At 36.9% G+C, this 18958-nt stretch carries 15 protein-coding genes; 8 read left to right on the top strand and 7 right to left on the bottom strand.

Features of this window, described 5'->3' with window-relative positions; genetic code table 11:
* Position 1: 1 nt before the first annotated feature.
* The 5 genes from ACSSV9_RS00695 to ACSSV9_RS00675 form a co-directional block, all read right to left on the bottom strand.
* Positions 2–2167 (bottom strand): TonB-dependent receptor, encoded by a 2166-nt coding sequence (locus tag ACSSV9_RS00695; protein WP_437345313.1) that lies wholly within the window; start codon positions 2165–2167, stop codon positions 2–4.
* A gap of 12 nt (positions 2168–2179) precedes the next feature.
* Entirely contained in the window at positions 2180–2692 is a 513-nt protein-coding gene (locus ACSSV9_RS00690; RefSeq protein ID WP_437345312.1) for a hypothetical protein, read from the bottom strand.
* Positions 2693–2740: 48 nt separating this feature from the next.
* Positions 2741–3364 carry a cation diffusion facilitator family transporter gene (locus ACSSV9_RS00685; RefSeq protein WP_437345311.1) on the bottom strand — a complete coding sequence of 208 codons (624 nt, stop codon included), beginning with the start codon at positions 3362–3364 and terminating at the stop codon, positions 2741–2743.
* 53 nt (positions 3365–3417) lie between these two features.
* A complete protein-coding gene (locus ACSSV9_RS00680) occupies positions 3418–3849 on the bottom strand; it encodes a DUF5362 family protein (protein ID WP_437345310.1) in 432 nt (143 codons plus the stop codon).
* Between the two features lie 445 nt (positions 3850–4294).
* Positions 4295–4483 carry a hypothetical protein gene (locus tag ACSSV9_RS00675; RefSeq protein ID WP_437345309.1) on the bottom strand — a complete coding sequence of 63 codons (189 nt, stop codon included), beginning with the start codon at positions 4481–4483 and terminating at the stop codon, positions 4295–4297.
* A 103-nt stretch (positions 4484–4586) separates the two neighbouring features.
* Here ACSSV9_RS00675 and ACSSV9_RS00670 point away from each other — a divergent pair, with 103 nt between their 5' ends.
* From ACSSV9_RS00670 to ACSSV9_RS00650, 5 genes are read left to right on the top strand one after another with little or no spacing between them, the layout of a single operon-like run.
* Positions 4587–5558, top strand: a complete 972-nt coding sequence (locus ACSSV9_RS00670; protein WP_437345308.1) for an aldo/keto reductase — start codon at positions 4587–4589, stop codon at positions 5556–5558.
* Positions 5559–5585: 27 nt separating this feature from the next.
* The gene (locus ACSSV9_RS00665; RefSeq protein ID WP_437345307.1) at positions 5586–7751 is read left to right on the top strand and encodes a S9 family peptidase; all 2166 of its coding nucleotides are present in this window, start codon (positions 5586–5588) and stop codon (positions 7749–7751) included.
* A 14-nt stretch (positions 7752–7765) separates the two neighbouring features.
* Positions 7766–8215, top strand: coding sequence for an alanyl-tRNA editing protein (locus ACSSV9_RS00660; RefSeq protein ID WP_437345306.1), 450 nt, complete (start codon positions 7766–7768; stop codon positions 8213–8215).
* Between the two features lie 31 nt (positions 8216–8246).
* On the top strand, positions 8247–8729 hold the full coding sequence (locus ACSSV9_RS00655; RefSeq protein ID WP_437345305.1) for a hypothetical protein: 483 nt from the start codon (positions 8247–8249) through the stop codon (positions 8727–8729).
* An 18-nt stretch (positions 8730–8747) separates the two neighbouring features.
* On the top strand, positions 8748–9053 hold the full coding sequence (locus ACSSV9_RS00650) for a thioredoxin family protein (protein WP_437345304.1): 306 nt from the start codon (positions 8748–8750) through the stop codon (positions 9051–9053).
* Here ACSSV9_RS00650 and ACSSV9_RS00645 read toward each other — a convergent pair.
* On the bottom strand, positions 9050–9652 hold the full coding sequence (locus ACSSV9_RS00645; protein WP_437345303.1) for a TetR/AcrR family transcriptional regulator: 603 nt from the start codon (positions 9650–9652) through the stop codon (positions 9050–9052). The genes ACSSV9_RS00650 and ACSSV9_RS00645 overlap by 4 nt on opposite strands.
* A 395-nt stretch (positions 9653–10047) precedes the next feature.
* Between ACSSV9_RS00645 and ACSSV9_RS00640 the strand changes: the two genes are divergently transcribed.
* Genes ACSSV9_RS00640 through ACSSV9_RS00630 form a run of 3 tightly spaced genes read left to right on the top strand, consistent with a single transcriptional unit; the run spans position 10048 to position 15627 of the window.
* Positions 10048–11397, top strand: coding sequence for a TolC family protein (locus tag ACSSV9_RS00640; protein ID WP_437345302.1), 1350 nt, complete (start codon positions 10048–10050; stop codon positions 11395–11397).
* Between the two features lie 12 nt (positions 11398–11409).
* Complete coding sequence (locus ACSSV9_RS00635) at positions 11410–12516, top strand: efflux RND transporter periplasmic adaptor subunit (RefSeq protein ID WP_437345301.1); 1107 nt, start codon at positions 11410–11412, stop codon at positions 12514–12516.
* Positions 12517–12525: 9 nt separating this feature from the next.
* Positions 12526–15627, top strand: coding sequence for an efflux RND transporter permease subunit (locus ACSSV9_RS00630; RefSeq protein WP_437345300.1), 3102 nt, complete (start codon positions 12526–12528; stop codon positions 15625–15627).
* Between the two features lie 16 nt (positions 15628–15643).
* On the opposite strand, the gene ACSSV9_RS00625 is transcribed toward ACSSV9_RS00630, so the two are convergent.
* A complete protein-coding gene (locus ACSSV9_RS00625; protein WP_437345299.1) occupies positions 15644–18895 on the bottom strand; it encodes a S41 family peptidase in 3252 nt (1083 codons plus the stop codon).
* Positions 18896–18958 lie beyond the last annotated feature (63 nt).

Here is an 18958-nt window from a genome sequence, read left to right as displayed (position 1 = left end):
ATTAGAAATAGACCTCTGCGCTGATCGAATAATTACGAATGGGTGCTAAATTCCCGATAAACTCGACGTAATTATAATTGAGTAAGTTTTTAACACTCAATTTTAATGAAGCAGCTATATTACTAAAAATAAAATTAACCCCACCTGCTAAATCAACTACATAAACAGGGACTCGTTTATAACCGTCTTTTATAAGAGCTAATGGTGGTTCGGTCAGCTCGAGGTCTATTTCTTCTACTTTGCTTGAGTACCTGAAATCGGCACTCAACTCAAACGGCTGCTTGGTAAGACCAATATGTAAATTAACAGTGTTGCGCGGGCGATATTTCATTGGTCGGTTCTTTTCGATATCTCTTGCCCACATATAATTGTATGCGACGGTTAAGTTTAATAATGAAGGAATGGGCGTCCAGTTGCACAATATTTCTGTACCCTGTATTCTTGCCTTAGTTAGGTTTATAAATTTTATATCGCCTGTTTTTGTAAGATTCGGCTCTATAAAGTTATTGTAATTGGTCTGATAAAAAGCCATATCGATATAAAAATAGTCTGTCGGGTTATAAATGAGACCACTTTCGAAAGAAAAGCTTGTTTCCGATTTCAAATCCGGATTTTGCTCGACGTCTATGCCTCCTGCAATCCCTGCCGTTGTAAACACTTCGGCAGGTGTTGGTGCTCTGAAACCTGTGCCTATAGATGATCTTAAAATTAGATTGCTCGTTATTTTGTAATTAAATCCAATACGAGGTGTTATGGCATTTTTTCCTTTTATTGTATCGAGTTTAATGTAGTCGTAACGGAGCCCTAAAGTGGCAATTAAATTTTTAATACCTCGGTATTCCGTTTGAAAATAAAGTGCCCCTCCTCCGAATCGTGTGTCTGAAAAAATATTCGATTTTACTGTCGCCCCGGATATTTCGATTCCGCCAGTGTAATTAAAATTACCTTTGTTCGAATAATTAAAAATGGCTTCGGTTCTATAAAGATTGGCTGTTGATGTTGTTACTTCGATACCGTAGCCGTCGAATCGTGTATAATAATAACTCAATTTGAATGTTGAATTCAAATTTTCCGTTAGCCTGTTGTTATATACCAATCCGCTGAAAAAGCGGTTCGATTTTACCGTGTTGCCGTTATCTTCGTCTTTCGGTACTAACGCATTGCGAGAGTCTTTCCAGTATAAAAAATTACCTCTGTCCATGTATAAATAATTGCCAAATAAAAGTATCGATTGATTTGTGTCGATTGTCTTGTTTACTTTAAAATATCCGAGATAATTTTTCCGAAAATCATTTTGGCGATAACTCATGTTGTCGAACTTCTTTATGGATACTGTATATCCAACTCCTGCTACCGACGATGAATGAGATATCTCTGTGCCGTAGAAAGTACGCAGGTTATTATTCCATTTCCAAATATCGTAAGAAGGATTATCATAAAAACCTGCATAAGATTTGATGTAAGTCACTGGAATTTGTGCAACATCTTTGGTAATTATATTAATAACGCCTCCAATAGCCGATGTGCCATAGAGTGAACTTGCCGGACCTTTAATGACCTCTACGCGTTCAATATCAGAAATTGGAATCATTTCCCAGACAATATCTCCGTTATCACCACTGTAAAATGGTATTCCATTAATTGCCACAAGTACTCTTGCACCAACTCCTTTACTGTAGCCACTCGAACCACGGATACTAACCTGCTCAAGATTTACTTGTATGCCGGGAATATCTCTAAGTAATTCATCGAAAGCCAGATAATTCTTGTGAGATATTAAATCGGGTTTAATTACAAATGCACTTACCGATAAATCTTCTTTCTTTTGCTCGAACTTTGAGGCGGTTATCAATATTTGTTCAGTTTCAACGGCTGATTCCTGTAAAATAAAATTAATTTCAGTTAGTTCTTTGTTAATAGTAATTTTTTTGCTGACTTTTTGATATCCGACGCAGGAGACTTCTATCGTATAGTGGCCATAGGGAATGCCTCTGATTTCATACCTTCCTTTTTCGTCAGTTGCTGCTCCGTAAGATGTTCCACTTATAATTATGTTAGCGCCTATAATTGGTTGTGAATCTTCTTCAACAATTCTGCCTGTTATTTTTCCCTTCTGGGCAAGCGATAAATTTCCTAAAAGAAAAATAAATAAAAAAAATCTGTACATGTTTTATCTCCTTTAATATGGAGGCTGAGGAGGCGGATTGTTAAAGTCAACGTTTATGTTTACTCCTTCTGTAATTTCACCGGCACGTAATTTTAGTTCTTTTGGACTCGATTGATTGTTGTTGTTGCAGTAAACTCCAACCACGTACCAATCCTTTCTTTCGAATGAGATTGTTTCAGTTTTCGACTGAGCCACAACAACATACGAATATGTGCCTTCGCCCAGTTGAAGTATTGGCAAAAAATTATTTTCTATTGAACTGTAATTGAATACAGAACTGCCATACGGTATCGAATCGGAAACGAAGCTGAGATTAGGCGGGAAAAAATCTTCTGTTTTTTCAATAGGCTTCTTAAATACAACCAGATGGGTCCTTTTTACACCTTCAGGCCAGATGCCGGTGAATGTAATCGTGCCTTTGAAGCCGGTAGGACCTTCTGGTTTAACCGGTTCTGGTTCAATTCCGCCGTCGCATTTTAATAAAAAGAGAACCGAGAACACTATTATAAGTAGATTCTTTTTCATTGAAGACTAAACATTAGTGTAATTATTTATTCTAATTTTTACTCGTTATCAATGTTCACAAGAACAAATTAAATTGCCCCTTGCTTTTTCAAAAGCTTCTTTCCCTTCTCTATACGAAAACCAGGCAATCGCAGCAGCGCCAATCGAATCGATTCCGCCTATGCCCGTTAATTCGTAGCCGGCACTTGCTGCCAGCAGTATTATGGATAAATAAAGACAGGTTTTAGTACATTTTGCATCTGCAATTATTGCATCCGACTGGAGCGCCTTGCCTATTTTCATTTTATAATAAATTAATGTTGACATTGTAAAAATAGAAATCACAGAAATAATAATTCCTACAACCGTTGTATCTGGCTTATGGCTTGAGAAAACATTTATTAAAGAGCCGACAATCAGACCTGCCGAAAGAATATAAAATCCCACTCCTGTAATTCTGAGAGCCGTTCTTTCAAACCTATCGCTTGTCTGACCGTTATTGTTTTTTATTCGAATTAGCATATGCAGCAAACCGATACCCGACATTACTTCGACAAATGAGTCGATTCCAAATCCAAGTAACGAGAGAGTTTCATCTTCAATACCCCAGATAACCGATATTAGTCCTTCGAGTATATTATACCCGATTGTAATATATGTCAAAAGAAAAGCAACCTTATAGTTTTTATTCATATTGTTTCGTTATTAAAGATATGCTATCTAAATATAGGTAATTTATTAGAGTTTTACAGCCTACCAAACAGGCTAATCGAGTTATATTCCATCTTATCCAGTTGATAGAGAGTGTGAAAACTCGATATTAGAAATCCGAAAATAATGACGAACCAGATAATGGTAAATATTAATGAAACGATGATAATAATCTTAGCAAGACGAAAATATTTACCCTGTAATTCGAAGCCCAGACGCAAAGCTGCACTTTGATTAGTCAATTTATAAATTTCGAATTGTTCTGCAGATTCGCGAATTCGCAATCCGATTATAATGATCGGTATCCCAATTATTGCGCCGATTATCGAAAGGCATGTTAATGTTCCGTAAATGATTAAAAAGATACCCACAAAGCGCATATCACGGATCATCTTTTCGAAATTAAGTTTGAATAGATTTACTGGTTGTGGTGTTTCTTCGATATTTAATTCGCTGAATTCATCCATGATTACCTCTTTATTGTAATTGTAAATAATCGAAAAATTCATCAGTCAATGTAGCATTTGCCTCAATCCAGAACAAATTAGTATCGTCTACAAATTCAAATAATATTTTTCCCATTCCTTACTTAGGTCATATAGATTTTTATTGTCATAAAAACGGATTCGCTGCTGCAGGAAAAACTATGTTGCGATATTTTGTCAGTAATTTTACGGAGCATGTTTGTTGTTTTCAATGTTGCTGTGTCTCTTTATATAAATTATGTCTTCCTCAATTTTTCGGAATATAATCTGATCTGATTTTATTTTCAACTTGCTATATAAAATGTAGTTTTTTATATATTCAAGAACATATATTTCTGCTAATATTTTGGGGAGTTGAGGACAAATCGTTTCATTGGTCAAGTTTTTTGATTTTTACAAACAAAAAGTAAAAATCAGTAATAACAGATTATTTCCCGGATTTTTTATTTTTATCGTCTTTTTTCTCTTTATTTTTGGGTAACCTTTCTTCGATTGGTATTGCGAATACATATTTCCCTTTCAACACACATCCTGGTCTACCCGGTATGCAGTCTTGTTTTATTCTGAGGCAATAACCTTTTTCACTATCGATATATTGACAGGAGAAAGAGCCCATCTTATTTTCCTTAAAAAGTTTATAAGAAAATAAATTTTTTTGTGCTAAAAAGAAAATCTTTAGTAAATTAGAAAGAGCTTAATGGTTATAGAACGGAGGAATTATGGAATATACTCACTTAGGCAGGTCGGGTCTAAAAGTAAGCAGATTATGTCTTGGTACTATGAATTTCGGACCTTATACAAGCGATGAAGATAGTTTTAGAATAATGAACCGTGCTCTTGAGTTGGGTATAAATTTTATTGATACTGCGAATGTTTATGGGTGGGATAAAGGTACTGGTTATACCGAGCAATTGATCGGTAAATGGCTTTCTGAAGAACCTTCGAGACGCGATAAAATTGTACTTGCAACTAAAGTATATGGAAAAATGGGAGACGGTCCTAATGATTCGGGTCTCTCTGCCTATCATATTAAAAAAGCCTGCGAGGATAGTTTAAGAAGGCTCAAAACTGACCACATTGATTTATATCAGATGCACCACATTGACAGAAATACTCCGTGGGACGAAATCTATCAGGCAATGGAACAATTGGTGAGAGAAGGAAAAATTATTTATTTAGGCAGTTCAAATTTTGCAGCCTGGAATTTAACCGAAGCGTTTTATAAAGCAAAGGAAAGAAATTTCCTGGGTATTATTTCAGAACAGAGCATCTACAGTTTACGCAATAGACATATCGAGTTAGAAGTAATTCCTGCCTGCAAGGCATTTGGCATCGGTTTAATACCATGGAGCCCTTTGGGCGGAGGAATTCTATGTGGCGTACTCGAAAATGCTAAAGAGGGAAGAAGAACCAGAGAGCCACTGCGTAAATCGGTCGAAAAATTACGCTCTCAATTGGAAGCTTATGAAAAATTGTGTAAAGATATTGGACAAAGACCAGCCGACGTTGCTTTAGCATGGGTTATGTCAAATCCAGCAGTAACTTCGCCCATAATTGGACAGAGAACCGTTGAACAACTTGAAGATAATTACAACGCATTGAATTTAAAACTTGACCAAGACACACTCAAAAAGCTCGATGAAATATGGCCTGGACCGGGTAATCAAGCTCCTGAAGCTTATGCCTGGTAAATTGATTAATAAATTCTGAGGCTGAAAATGAAATCAAAAAATTTTTTACTTCTTGTTATTGTTACTTCTCTAATTTATGGACAAAATAAAAACCTTACTTTTCAACAGGCGTATTATTATGGTCAACCGAGACTTATAAAATCATTACCTCAAATTAAAGGATGGTTCGACGATGAATATCATCTGGAATTGAGCGTTAAGGAGGGGAAAAAAATAATTGAAAAAGTAAACGTAACGAATAATGAAAGAGTGAAGTACCTGGATTATTCAGAACTTGATTTGCCCGAAGGTTTTAATATTGACGAAGCGTTAACTAATAACAACGACTATACTAAGTTTATCTTCATACAGGATAATGATCTCTACTATCTCTCGGTGAAAGAAAATGTATTTAAAAGACTGACCGAAGACAAAGCTGAAGAAAAAAATCCAAAATTCTCGCCCGACGGAAAAAAAGTAGCTTACACAAAAGAAAATGATCTTTATTATTACGATATAGAAAACGAACAAGAATTCAGGCTGACGGAAGACGGCAGCGATTTAATTTACAATGGCTGGGCTTCGTGGGTTTATATGGAAGAAATACTCGGCCGCTCGACAAATTATGCAGCATTCTGGTGGGCACCGGATTCAAAAAAAATTTCTTTCCTCAGATTCGACGATTCTCCCGTCCCTGAATTTATCCTGTTCAAAGCAGACGGACAGCACGGCTCAATTGAAAGACAGAGATATCCTAAAGCAGGCGACCCAAATCCTTTCGTAAAATTAGGAATTGTAAATATTGAAAAGAATAATATAGTGTGGGCTGATTTCCCCGACACAAACGACCAGTACATCGCCTGGCCAGTGTGGACACACGATTCACAACTTACTGTTCAATGGATGAATCGTAAACAGGATACAATAAAACTATATCGTATTGATCTGAACAACGGTAATAAGCAACTTCTTCATACCGAACACCAGAAAACCTGGGTCGAATGGTATGAAGATATCTATTTTATGAAGAATAGTAACGACTTTATTATTCGCACCGGCATCGATGGATATTATCGTCTTTATCTTTATGACGGAAATGGTAAGTTGATAAAGAAACTAACAGGCGATCCAAACATAAACGTTACATCACTTGAATTTGTAGACGAAACAAACAAACTGGTTTATTTCCATGGATGGTCGAATAACTCAACTGAGCGTCATCTTTATGTTGTGAACATAAATAACAATAAAATAAAAAAATTAACCAAAGAAGCGGGAACGCACGTATGCAATCTTTCTCCAAGTGGTAAATATTTTATTGACAGATTCAGTAGCATTGATACACCACCAGTACTTCTTTTGTGTAACAAAGAAGGAGAATTGATAAGAGAAATAGGAAATTCAAAAGCCGAAATTTTTGACGAATACAATTTACCCAAAGCCGAATTATTTAAAATAAAAACTGAAGATGGTTATGAATTGCCTGCATTGTGGTATTTGCCGACCGATTTTGATTCTACAAAAAGATATCCTGTTTTATTAAGTATTTACGGTGGGCCAAACTCGCCTACGGTTAGAAACTCTTTCCCTTATAGACTGGAACCTTATTATCTGGCTCAAAACGGGATTATTTATCTGAGCGTTGATCACCGAGGTAGCGGACATTTTGGAAAATCCGGAACCGACTTAATGCACAGAAAATTGGGTACTTGGGAAATGCACGATTATATCGAAGCCGTGAAATGGCTGAAACATCTGCCCTTTGTCGATACGACAAAAATTGCAATTAACGGGGGAAGTTACGGAGGCTATGTAACAGCTCTCGCTCTTACATCTGCACCGGAGTATTTTAATTACGGCATTGCAGAATTTGGAGTTATGGATTGGACATTATACGATAATGTTTATACTGAAAGATATATGGATACACCGGAAGAAAATCCTGATGGTTATAAAAATGCTTCAGTCCTCAATTACGTGGATAATTATAAAGGGGGGTTGTTAATAATTCACGGCACGATGGATGATAATGTACATATGCAAAACTCAATTCAACTCATTGATAAATTACAGCAGTTAAATAAGAATTTTGAAATGATGTTCTATCCGAATCAACGACACGGTATCAGGTCGCCTCATTATTTTCATGCACAAAAGACTATTGCAGAATTTATCTTTAAAAAATTATTGAATAAAGAACTGGTAATTGAATAAGAGGAGGAAAGAATTTGTATAACGAAAATCCCAAAGAATATTATCCGCCGATGCATACTGCAGAGCATCTTTTGAATGGAACGATGAATAAAATTTATAACTGCGGCCGAGCTTTTTGCGCACATATCGAAAAGAAAAAATCCAAGTGCGACTATAAATTCGATAGAAATTTAACTGAAGATGAAATTAAAAAAATAGAAGAAATTATTAATAAGTTGATTCAAGAGGATCTGATAGTCGAGGAGAAATTTATGAACAGGTCTGAAGCAGAAACACAATTCAATTTAGAGCGGTTGCCAGAAGAAGCAGGTGAAGTAATCAGGATCATTAAAATTGGCGATTACGACGCTTGTCCCTGCAGTGGAGTACACGTAAATTCCACGAGTGAAATTAAAAGTTTCCGGATTGTTTCGACGAGCTATCAGGAAGGTGTATTGAGAGTCCGTTTTAAAATTGGAGCATAAAATCATTAGCACTGCTATTAAAAAATATTCTATGCCGATTATCGTAATAACCTTATTTGCGCTTTCACTCTTTAATTCAAAAGAGATGAATTTGGTAAGTGATAAACAACCGATTTCAAAATTTGCGGCTCTCCAATTTCATGAAATTGTTTTCGCAGAGGAAGAGCCGGGAAATTATCTCGGAAAGAGAGTATTGTTCGACACCACGCTTATTGGCACCACTCAAAAAAATCATTGCAAATATTTGAACGCAATAATCAATAATAGAAAAGGTGTAATAAGTTATCTCAGAATTAAGAGTAACGACAAGCTCGAAAAATATCTTAATCTTGCCCATACCAACCATATCTACTTTGTAATAAATGTTAATCGCTATGATAGAATTGAATCGGTAGCTGAATTTGAGGAAATCAACAGTAAAGGTAATTTAATAAATCTGGGCGAAACCATTCTTTACCATGGCGAGGTAATTTATTACAGAGAGGCGGATGTTTTTGCGGTAACTAAATCCTGAATATTTCAAAAAAAAATAATGAGTGAAGTTAACTTGATTAAAAATAACGGAATTGTTCTCGGCTATTTTAGTACCCCTGACTGCAAAGTATGTAAAGTCTTGAAGCCAAAAGTTAAAGAATTGCTTGAAAAGGAATATCCCGAAGTGATATTTCAATATGTTGATGTATCGGTTGACAGAGAAGTGGCTGCACAATTAAATGTTTTTGCCGTGCCCACTTTAATCTTGTTTGTCGACGGCAAAGAAAATTTCCGTCTCTCGAGGTTTGTTGGACTTGATGAATTAAGAGACAGAATAAGCAGAATTTACGATCTTTATTTTTAATTCCGGTTCCTTTTACGAATTGAATTTTCAGAATAGTAATCGAGGAGAAATTTCCGCATTTTATCGAGCGGGAAATTCTTTTTGTCGAAGAAATAATTGAGAGCAATTCCGTCAAGAGCTGCGCTAAAAAAATAGGCTTCTTCGACAGGATTTTTAAATCCGGCTTCCTTGAAAATTTCAAAAGCTTTCGGCATCATTTTTCGGCTGATTTCAAAGGTAATTTGCTGGGTCTTTTTTAGCATGTTAGGCTGAAGTGCTATTGATACATAAAGCTTCCAGAAGTTTTCGTTCTCTGCGAGAAAATCGAAGGTGAAATTAATAAAGTATTTTATTTTGTCGTAGGGATTTTTCAGTTTGCTTAATTCTGAATCGATGGTTTCTGCAATCTGATAGACCTCGTTCCATAATGTATCTAGAATAGCTTCTTTACTTTCAAAATAATTGTAAATAAGACCCTTCGAAATACCAGCAGTGTGGGCGATATCGTCTACAGTAGTGGCAGCGAATCCTTTTTGCGAAAATAAAGCCAGTGCTTTGTCAATAATTAGTTGTTGTGTCCTGGCTCTAATTATTTCGTTTTGTTCTTTTGATCTAGGCATTTTATAATTAACTGAGATTTCAATTAAAAATATATTTTATTTTTTCTACGAATACAAAACTTCTTCCATCGCATTCCAGTTTGTGTGGGTTTTTATAGTTATTCGAATATAGATACAAACTTTCACGATAGATTAAATAAAAATAATAAGCAGCAAAAAAAAAACTATCAAAAATAATATTTAGAAAGCTATTTTTAGCAGAAGAAATTTTAAAATGGGACATAATTTCAATTTTCAGTTAAGCATATAAATTTTAATGATTTCTTTACTTGCATTACTAGAGGGTAATTTATATTTTTGACTGACTATTTAGTCATTATAAATGAACTCTTGTAAGTTTATGTCGTCTAACCTATGTAAATTTTGATTAATCCTAAAAAACACGGGAGAAGTGAATGAAAAATGTAATTAGCCTTGCCGCAGGAGTGTTGTTTATTGTTATATCATCAGTTGATCTTTTATTTGCGCAGGGCAGTAAAAATGTTGTCTACTTGAGTTGGAAAGACGTAATTGAAATTACCAAAGTAAATAATCTGGAACTGCAAAACAAAAGACTCGACTATAATATTCAGGAGTTAGAAACCTGGAAATCATTATCCAGCTTTATGCCGTCGTTGAATTATCAGGGAATATTTCAGCGTAGTATTGAACTGCCCGTTTTTGTCTTTATGGGTCAAAGGTTCACTGTTGGAACACCTTATAATTTCCAGCATTCGATAGTTGCATCGTTGCCTTTGTTTACAGGCGGAGCCAGATGGTTCAATTACGATTTGCAAAAAAAGCTCAGGAAGTCGTTAAAAGAAGAACTTAAAGGGAAAGAGGAGTCGGTTATTTACGATGCTATCGCAACGTATTATTCTGTTTTGCTTGCAAAAGAATTAATTAAAACAGCTGATGAAGCAGTCAAAGTAGCATACGAAAATCTCGAACAGGTGAAAAAATTCTACAATGCTGGCATGGCTACAGAACTGGATATACAAAGAGCACGGTCGCAGTATTCTTCAACTTTACCAGTACTGGAATCTGCTTTAACCAATATAAAATTATCCAAGCAACGGCTAAAAAGCATTTTGAATATTTCTCTTAGCGACTCTCTCGTAATAAACGATACACTCGAAATTAAAAACTTTTTAAATGACGTGGAAGATATCTCGCTCGAAAGTCTGAAATTGCTCTCCAATGAAAATCGCCCGGAGCTCAATATTGCAAACTACCAGGCGGATGCAAGTATAGCAGGTGAAAAACTTGCTCTTAGCAAATTTGCTCCCGTCGTGTCGCTGGCTGCCAGTGTCGATCATGCTGCGCCTATGGAGAACTCTAAAGTGCAATGGAAAGATTACATTCGTTCCAAGTCGATTGTGCTAACGGTGGATGTTCCGTTGTTTGAAGGCGGTAGAAGAATTATCGATTGGCAGATTGCTAAGATAAATTCAGATAAAATTGAAGTCATGAAAAAAAAGACGGAGTATGCGGTGCAATTGGATGTCGAACAAAGTTACTATAACTATCTCGAATCGGAGAAAAATCTGAAGAATTTGAAAGATGCATTGGATCACGCACAGGAATCCCTCAGAATTGCACGCCTTCTTTATTCGCAGGGTATGTCCAATCAGCTCGATGTCCTTAATGCGCAATTACTCTATAGCAAAAGTAAAACTGAATACTTAGAAGGTATTTATAAGTATAACTTGAGTCAAATGTCGATACTGAAATCGGCAGGTATTCTTACCAAGATATTAAATTAGATTGGAGTTGAAATGAAACATTTATCATTATTATATGCTACAATAATTTTGTTTGTGGGTATAAGCTGTACTCAAGAAGAAAAAGTTGTAGAAGAAAAGTCCGTCCCTGTAAAAGTCTATGTTGCAAAACCCTCTTCTATATCGAGTTATATTATTGTTACTGGCTCTCTTGAATCAAATAACGACGCCGTTTTGATAAGCAAAGTAAATGAGACTGTTGAAGATATAATAGCAGAGCCCGGGCAAAAAGTACGAAAAGGTGACTTGTTGATAAAGTTGAACGATAAAATCCAAAGACAAAATTATAATGTAGCTATTGCTGCTCTTAATTCGGCTAAAGCTCAACTTGAATTAACCCAGAAAGAGTATGAACGACAGAATAAATTGTACGAAGAAAATGCAATTTCTACACAACAGTTCGACCAGATTAAAACTACGTTTAAAAATGCAAAACTATTGCTTGAACAGGCCGAGGCCCAGGCAAAACTTGCAGAAGAACAGTTGCAGTTCTGTTATGTCAGGTCGCCTATCGACGGGATTGTAGCATCAGTTTATGTTGAAAAAAATCAGATGGTAGGCGCCGGACAACAGCTTGTGCGAGTTGTAGGTCCAGATAAAATGAAATCAAAAGTATTTGTTACAGGCAGTGATATCTACCGCGTTAAACTCGGACAGGAGACGATGATTAAAATTCCCGTACTTAAAGATAGAGTGTTCAAGGGTAAAGTTGTAAATATCGACTATGCACTCGATAACTTCTCCAAAAGTGTCGAAGTCGAAATTGAACTGGCTAACGGTAAGGACGAAATCAAATCTGGTATGTTTGCAGAATTTAACATTGAAGTAGAAAAAAAGGAGGATGTAATTACAATACCTCAGACGGCTCTTATACCTCAAACAATTGTTCAAACAAATCTCGAAACCGGCCTTCAGAATACAGTAAAAAGATATTTCGTTTTCGTGGTCGAAAATGGTAAAGCAAAATTAAAAGAAGTGACAAAAGGAATTGAAGAAGCAGGACGAGCCGAAATAACCAGCGGATTGACCGAAGGAGATACTATTATTGTAGTTGGTCAAAATATAGTTAAAGATGGTCAAAAAGTAAATGTAATTAAATAAGGACTGCAAATGACGTTAACAAAATTTTCATTAAAAAGAAAAGTTACGCTCGTAATGCTTTACAGCGTAATTATTGGTTTCAGTATGTTCTCATTTTCTCAGTTGAAAATCGACTTTTTCCCAGATATTACTTTCCCGATAGCTGGAGTAATTACGAATTATCCTGGGGTAGGTCCAGAAGATATAGAAAACCTGATTACACGACCTATTGAAGAAACAGTGTCTTCAGTAAAAAATATAGAAAAAGTAAATTCACAATCGTTCAAAGGATCTTCGATTGTTACGCTTGAGTTCAAATACGGCACAGATATGGACAAGGCCGAAAATGACATAAGGAAGAATCTTGACTACATAAGAGAATATTTACCCGACGATGCAGAAGAGCCGCTCGTCTTTGTGTTCGATCCCTCGATGATGCCGGTAAGTTTTATCAATATCAGCTCGCCCTATCTTGGTCCGGCCGAACTCAGAAAGCTTTCAGAAGATGTGATTGAACCGCTGCTTGAAAGGGTGGAAGGTGTTGCATCCGTTGTAACACAAGGTGGCTTGAGAAGGCAAATTAATGTAAATATGAATCCAGTTTATTTATCCGCATACAATTTATCTCCGAATGAAGTTCTTATGGCAATTCAAACAGGCAGTGGCTTGCAACCCGCAGGAAATATTGAAACCGAAAATAAGAGTTATAACCTGAGAGTGTTCAGTGAATATACATCAATCGAGCAGATAAGAAATACAATAATTACATATAAAAACGGGCAGCCAATTTATGTGAAAGACGTGGCAGAAGTTATAGACGGCTACAAAGAAAATGCCACTGAAGTGCGCTCGGATTACTCGGAAGGCGTTATGGTAATGATTTACAAACAATCCGATGCTAATACAGTTCTCACCAGCAGAAGAATTGCAGAAGCTTTGCCTGATATTACAAAACGACTGCCTCAGGAAACAAAATTTACAATCTTATGGGATCAGTCTGAATTTATATTAAGGGCAGTTAATAATCTCCGAAATTCTGCTTTTATTGCTTTTGTAATGGCATTTATTGTACTCTATTTCTTCCTGAGAAATTTACGAGGCAGTATAATTATGGGGATTTCGATTCCAGTGTCGATAGTAACTACATTTGCTGTAATGTATGCTACCGATCTAACGCTGAATATTATTTCGATGGCAGGACTGGCTCTGGCTGTGGGTATGTTAGTGGATAATTCGATTGTGGTTCTGGAGAATATTTACCGTCACAGGGAATTGGGAAAAGATGCGGAAACTTCTGCTGAACTTGGCGCTAAAGAAGTTGGAATTGCTATTACAGCTTCTACATTGACCACCGTCAGCGTTTTTCTACCGGTATTGTTTGTGCCGAATATTACAGGACAACTTTTTAAAGATATGGTATTGACTATCTCTTTTAGTCTGGTCGTCTCCCTTCTTGTAGCTCTAACTCTTGTTCCACTTATGTCTTCCCAATTACTAAAAATAAAGTTCGGCTCAGTCAAAAAAAGTAATGGAAGTAGCTGGAAAAACAAAGTGGGGATAATGCTCGAAAGTTTATCGGTGAAATATAAAAACTGGCTTCACTGGTCAATCAATAATCGAAAAAAAGTTTTAATTGCCGTGACTCTTTTATTTATTATATCTCTTTCTTTATTGGGTTTGTTAGGCGGAGAATTTTTGCCTAGAAGCGATGAAGCCTTAATCAATGTTTTGATTGAATCTCCCTCGGGAACACCAATTGAAGTTACAAGGAGATATGCTCATAATATCGAACAGATAATCAAGGAAACTGTGGCGCCGGAGGACCTCGAGTCCGTATCGCTCTTTTTTGGAACACGTGAAGGAATTGGCGCATACGGTACGACTGCAAATACCATCGAACTATTTGTTAGACTAAAGCCTGTTGAAGAAAGAAAAGTATCTCAATTCGAAATCGAGGACAGATTGAGAGAAAAGTTCGATAAAATTCCCGGCATCACTTACGCTTTTCAACAGGGCGGGTCGTTTACTACCGAAAAAGATATCGAGGTGAAGATTATTGGATTCGATATTGACGGAGCAAAAGCAATTGCAAATCAAATTAAAGCCGAAATGGAAAAAATTGACGGACTGGTCGATATCAGCTTAAATACAAAAGAAACAACACCCGAGTTGCAGGTTCACCTTAACAAAGAACTATTGAATGATTTCGGGCTAACGAATTTAATGGTGGCAGGTAATATATCGACTGCCATTCAGGGAAGAGTTGCTGCAATATATCGGGAAAAGGGAGATGAATACGATATCTACGTTCAGTACGACAAAAATTATCGTAAAAGGAAAGACGCGCTTGAAAATATGGAATTAGTTCTGCCTGCTGGCGGCAGAATTAAACTGAAGGACGTGGCTGAAATTACCGAAGAAGAATCGACTCCTACAATCTTCAGGGAGAATCAGAGTAGGGTTGTTTCGGTCGGATGTGCGTTATCTGGAATTGACCTTTCGACTGCAGTCGATAAAATCAATAGAATTATCCAGCAAACTCCAATACCTTCGGAATATCAAGTTATTATTGGTGGAACTGCAGAAGATCAACAGGAAGCATACTTTTATTTGGGTCTCGCATTTATTGCTGCAATTTTACTTGTCTATATGATTATGGCCTCTTTATTCGAATCATTCGTGGATCCCTTAATTATTATGTTTACGGTGCCGTTGTCGATTATCGGGGTGCTAATTTTTCTTGCAATTACTGGGACTTCGTTAAGTGTTATGGCGTTGGTTGGAATAGTAATGCTTGTAGGTATAGCCGTTAATAATGGAATTGTACTTGTTGATTACATTAATCAATTAAGAAAAGAAGGAATGGAATTGTTTGAAGCCGTTGAAGAGGGTAGCAAAACAAGATTGCGCCCTGTATTAATGACTGCACTGACAACAATATTAGGGATGGTTCCGCTTGCAATCGAACTCGGTTCCGGAGCCGAGACCTGGTCCCCTTTAGCCCGTGCTGTAATTGGAGGATTGTTAACGACGACGGTTCTTACTTTGATTGTAATTCCAGTGCTTTATATTGTATTCGAAAGGATGGGCGAAAAGATAAAAAATAAATTAAGAAAAAGGGCTGCTAACTGAGCAGCCATTTCATAAATTATCTTTTCTCGTATGGCGGTTGCTGAGGGAATTTTACAGGATTTTTCTTTATTAAATCCATAATGACTTCAATTGCTTTATCCAGTTGAGGGTCGATTCCTTTTGAAAGTAGTGCTGGATCGTCGATCACCTCATAGTCGGGATCGACACCGTGACCTTCACGGAACCATTTACCGTCGGGGTCGTACATTCTGAAAGTGGGGACAGTTACTGTACCGCCATCAATTAGTTGAGGGGCACCAGTAATGCCAATTAATCCGCCCCATGTGCGCGTTCCGACCAATGGTCCAAGCCCTGCTTTTCGGAAATAATCTGGAAATGCATCGCCACCCGAACCACTCCATCCATTTATTAACATAACCTTAGGTCCGAAGTGTGCAATTGGCGGCCACTTCCAATTTTTCCCGTCTCGTACTGCCCAATAAGCCAATGGTTTTCTGTCGAGTAATTCAATGAATCTGTCTGGTATTTGCCCTCCACTATTGAATCTTTCGTCTATTATCAATCCTTCCTTATTAATTTGAGCCAGGAATTGACGAACGAGTTCTGTTTGTCCTTCAGTGCCGGTATTGGGCACATATATATAACCGATTTTGCCGTTTGTTTTATTATCGACATATTTACGATTGGATTCAATCCAGGCGAGATGCCTTAGCCGACTTTCTGTGGAAAGGGTCTTAACATAAATTTTTCTGGAACCTTCAAAAGTAGGTCTGTCGTTGACGGTTAGTTCAACAGTTTTGTTTGACAGTCCTGTAAATGCTTCCCAGGGCGCATTTCGGGTGTTGAGTTCAATTCCATTTACAGCAAGAATATAATCACCTTCTTTAACGATTAGTGCGGGTTGACTGAGAGGAGAGCGAACTTCAACATCCCACGGAGCACCATCTATTATTTTTTTTATTCTAAACCTACCATTATCAATTGTCCAGTCAATTCCGAGATAACCCACATCTTTTGATTCTGGGTAATCGATGTCACCGCCGCCGCGATATGTATGCGAGGCGTTCAATTCAGAAATTAATTCGCCGATTACATAATTGACGTCTCCTCTCGTAATACAATTGTCGATTAATTTACCGTAATGTTCTTTCATCTTTTCCCAATCGACACCGTGCATATTAGGATCGTAGAAAAAGTCGCGTTCGAATCTCCAGACGTCATTAAATATTTGTTTCCATTCTTCTTTAGGAACTATGTTCATAACTAAATTATCTGTTGAAATACGCTCGCTAAGTTTTTGGTTTTCTTTTGTATCTATTACATAAAGAGCTCTATCTTTAATTATTAATATCTTATTTCCGTCGGCGCTTACTTTGAAACCATCTGCATCGTCAACGATATCCTTTTCTTTTAGTGATTCAAAGTCGATATATTTCAAAGGCTTGTTTTTCGACGATGAACCAGTATTTGGGTAACGATGATATATAAGTTTACCTTTAACAGCTGCAATGCCGACGATATTTCCTGCTTCTACAGGTAATAGTTCAACACGGTTTTCAAAATTTTGTAGGTCTATCTTCACTTCTTTTGGCTTTTCATCTTTCTTCTCCTCTTTCTTCTTTTCCTCTTTTACTTCGTCGTTTTTATCTTTTTCTTCTTTTTTAATGGCAGTAGTATCGTTCTTTGGAAGCATTAAAGATTTTGTATCCTTCGATAGAGTCGCTACAGCCAGCTTTGTGGTATTTGAATAAATCCAGGTGTTGTCCAGGTCTGAATATATTGGATTTAACTCCCTGTTTGTCGTAAAGAAAAGATATTTTCCATCTACATCAAACACTGGATTGAAATCGGAATAATAACCGGAGGTTAATTGGTAAGCAGTTCCGTTTTCCAAATTGAATAAGAACAGTGCGCTGCTGCGATTGGTCAAATCTTTTGAATAAACTATCCATTTACTGTCGGGCGACCAGTTTATTTTGAAATTATCGAGTTCACCCTGATAAAGATAGTTGCACTGATCGACTTTGATAGTTTTATCCTTCTCCATATCGTAAATATAAATCTGCATAGCTTTGTCGATGAAAGCTAATTTTTTAGAGTCGGGCGACCAGTAAATATTGTATCTGTAGCCATCTTGAAAGTCGGTCAAAATTTTTGTTTTAGCAGGATTTACAAAATCATAAACAGTAAGATTATACTCGCCTTTAGCATCGCTCCAGTATGCTGCATATTTGCCATCGGGTGACCATGCAGGGTATCTTTCAGCGGAGGCAGAGGAATTGGAAAGATTGTAAGTGACACCTTCTTTTACAGGTACAGAAAAAATTTCGCCACGTGCTTCTAAAAGTAATCTACTGCCGTCAGGAGCGATATCGCCGTTACTCAAATATTTCGATACATTTTCTTCTTTGGGTAAAAGTGTTATGTTGTCGGTTACTACTTTAATTTTTATTTCTCGTGTTGATTCGTCTTTCAAATTCAGCAGATAGATTGCGCCTCCTGCTTCGAATACAATTTCGTCTTTACCGAGTGCAGGAAAGTGAATGTCGTATTCTTTGAATGAAGTTATCTGTTTTAATTCTCTGGTCGGGATGTCATATTGCCAGATGTTGAATCTATTTTCGCTTCCTCGATCGGATAGGAAATAAATTTTGTCGCCATGCCACATCGGGAACTCATCGTTCGAATCCCCTTTGATAATCAATTCAGCAGAGTTTTTTTCGAGGTCGAAAATCCAGATGTCAGCATTCATTCCGCCTCTGTATCTTTTCCAAGTTCTAAATGCACGAGTACGAGGAGTATAAGCAATTTTTTTACCGTCGGGAGAGATTGAAGCCATTTCACCGTATGGTATTGGAAGTTGTTCGGGCAAACCTCCCTCGTTGCTTACTTTGAAAAATTGACTGAACCTTTCCCGCCCACTGTGCATCATCGAAGCAAAAATCAAATTTTTTCCATCCGGATACCAGTCGATCAGTCGATCGGTATAACCATGATTAGTAATTCTGTTTGGAGTACCTCCCGTCGAAGGAATTATAAAAATGTCGATGTTGCCAAAGTAGTTGGCGATAAATGCAATTGATTTTCCGTCGGGAGAAAATCGCGGAAACATTTCTGACCCTTTGGGTGAAGTTAGTTTATGTGCTGTCCCTCCTATTTTATCGACTATCCAAAGATCATCGCCGTAAGAAAAAACAATCTGCGTCTCCGATACGTCGGGATTTTGAAACATGCGTGCGTCGACCTGTGCTAAGACGACCATTGAAAAAACGCACATTAAAGAGAGTGTAATAATTATTTTTTTCATAGAACCTCTTTATTAATTTGTGTGGCTTATTAGACGTTTTATGTTGAAGAAGTCCTCATGAAT

The organism is Melioribacter sulfuriphilus, from assembly GCF_051488685.1.
GTDB lineage: Bacteria > Bacteroidota > Ignavibacteria > Ignavibacteriales > Melioribacteraceae > Melioribacter.
This window is presented reverse-complemented; position numbering and strand designations above follow the sequence as displayed.

Coding starts and splice junctions, on each gene's coding strand:
- ACSSV9_RS00625 (WP_437345299.1), bottom strand. CDS start 18,895: ATGAAAAAAATAATTATTACACTCTCTTTAATGTGCGTTTTTTCAATG.
- ACSSV9_RS00680 (WP_437345310.1), bottom strand. CDS start 3,849: ATGGATGAATTCAGCGAATTAAATATCGAAGAAACACCACAACCAGTA.
- ACSSV9_RS00645 (WP_437345303.1), bottom strand. CDS start 9,652: ATGCCTAGATCAAAAGAACAAAACGAAATAATTAGAGCCAGGACACAA.
- ACSSV9_RS00690 (WP_437345312.1), bottom strand. CDS start 2,692: ATGAAAAAGAATCTACTTATAATAGTGTTCTCGGTTCTCTTTTTATTA.
- ACSSV9_RS00665 (WP_437345307.1), top strand. CDS start 5,586: ATGAAATCAAAAAATTTTTTACTTCTTGTTATTGTTACTTCTCTAATT.
- ACSSV9_RS00675 (WP_437345309.1), bottom strand. CDS start 4,483: ATGGGCTCTTTCTCCTGTCAATATATCGATAGTGAAAAAGGTTATTGC.
- ACSSV9_RS00685 (WP_437345311.1), bottom strand. CDS start 3,364: ATGAATAAAAACTATAAGGTTGCTTTTCTTTTGACATATATTACAATC.
- ACSSV9_RS00655 (WP_437345305.1), top strand. CDS start 8,247: ATGCCGATTATCGTAATAACCTTATTTGCGCTTTCACTCTTTAATTCA.
- ACSSV9_RS00635 (WP_437345301.1), top strand. CDS start 11,410: ATGAAACATTTATCATTATTATATGCTACAATAATTTTGTTTGTGGGT.
- ACSSV9_RS00695 (WP_437345313.1), bottom strand. CDS start 2,167: ATGTACAGATTTTTTTTATTTATTTTTCTTTTAGGAAATTTATCGCTT.
- ACSSV9_RS00650 (WP_437345304.1), top strand. CDS start 8,748: ATGAGTGAAGTTAACTTGATTAAAAATAACGGAATTGTTCTCGGCTAT.
- ACSSV9_RS00640 (WP_437345302.1), top strand. CDS start 10,048: ATGAAAAATGTAATTAGCCTTGCCGCAGGAGTGTTGTTTATTGTTATA.
- ACSSV9_RS00670 (WP_437345308.1), top strand. CDS start 4,587: ATGGAATATACTCACTTAGGCAGGTCGGGTCTAAAAGTAAGCAGATTA.
- ACSSV9_RS00630 (WP_437345300.1), top strand. CDS start 12,526: ATGACGTTAACAAAATTTTCATTAAAAAGAAAAGTTACGCTCGTAATG.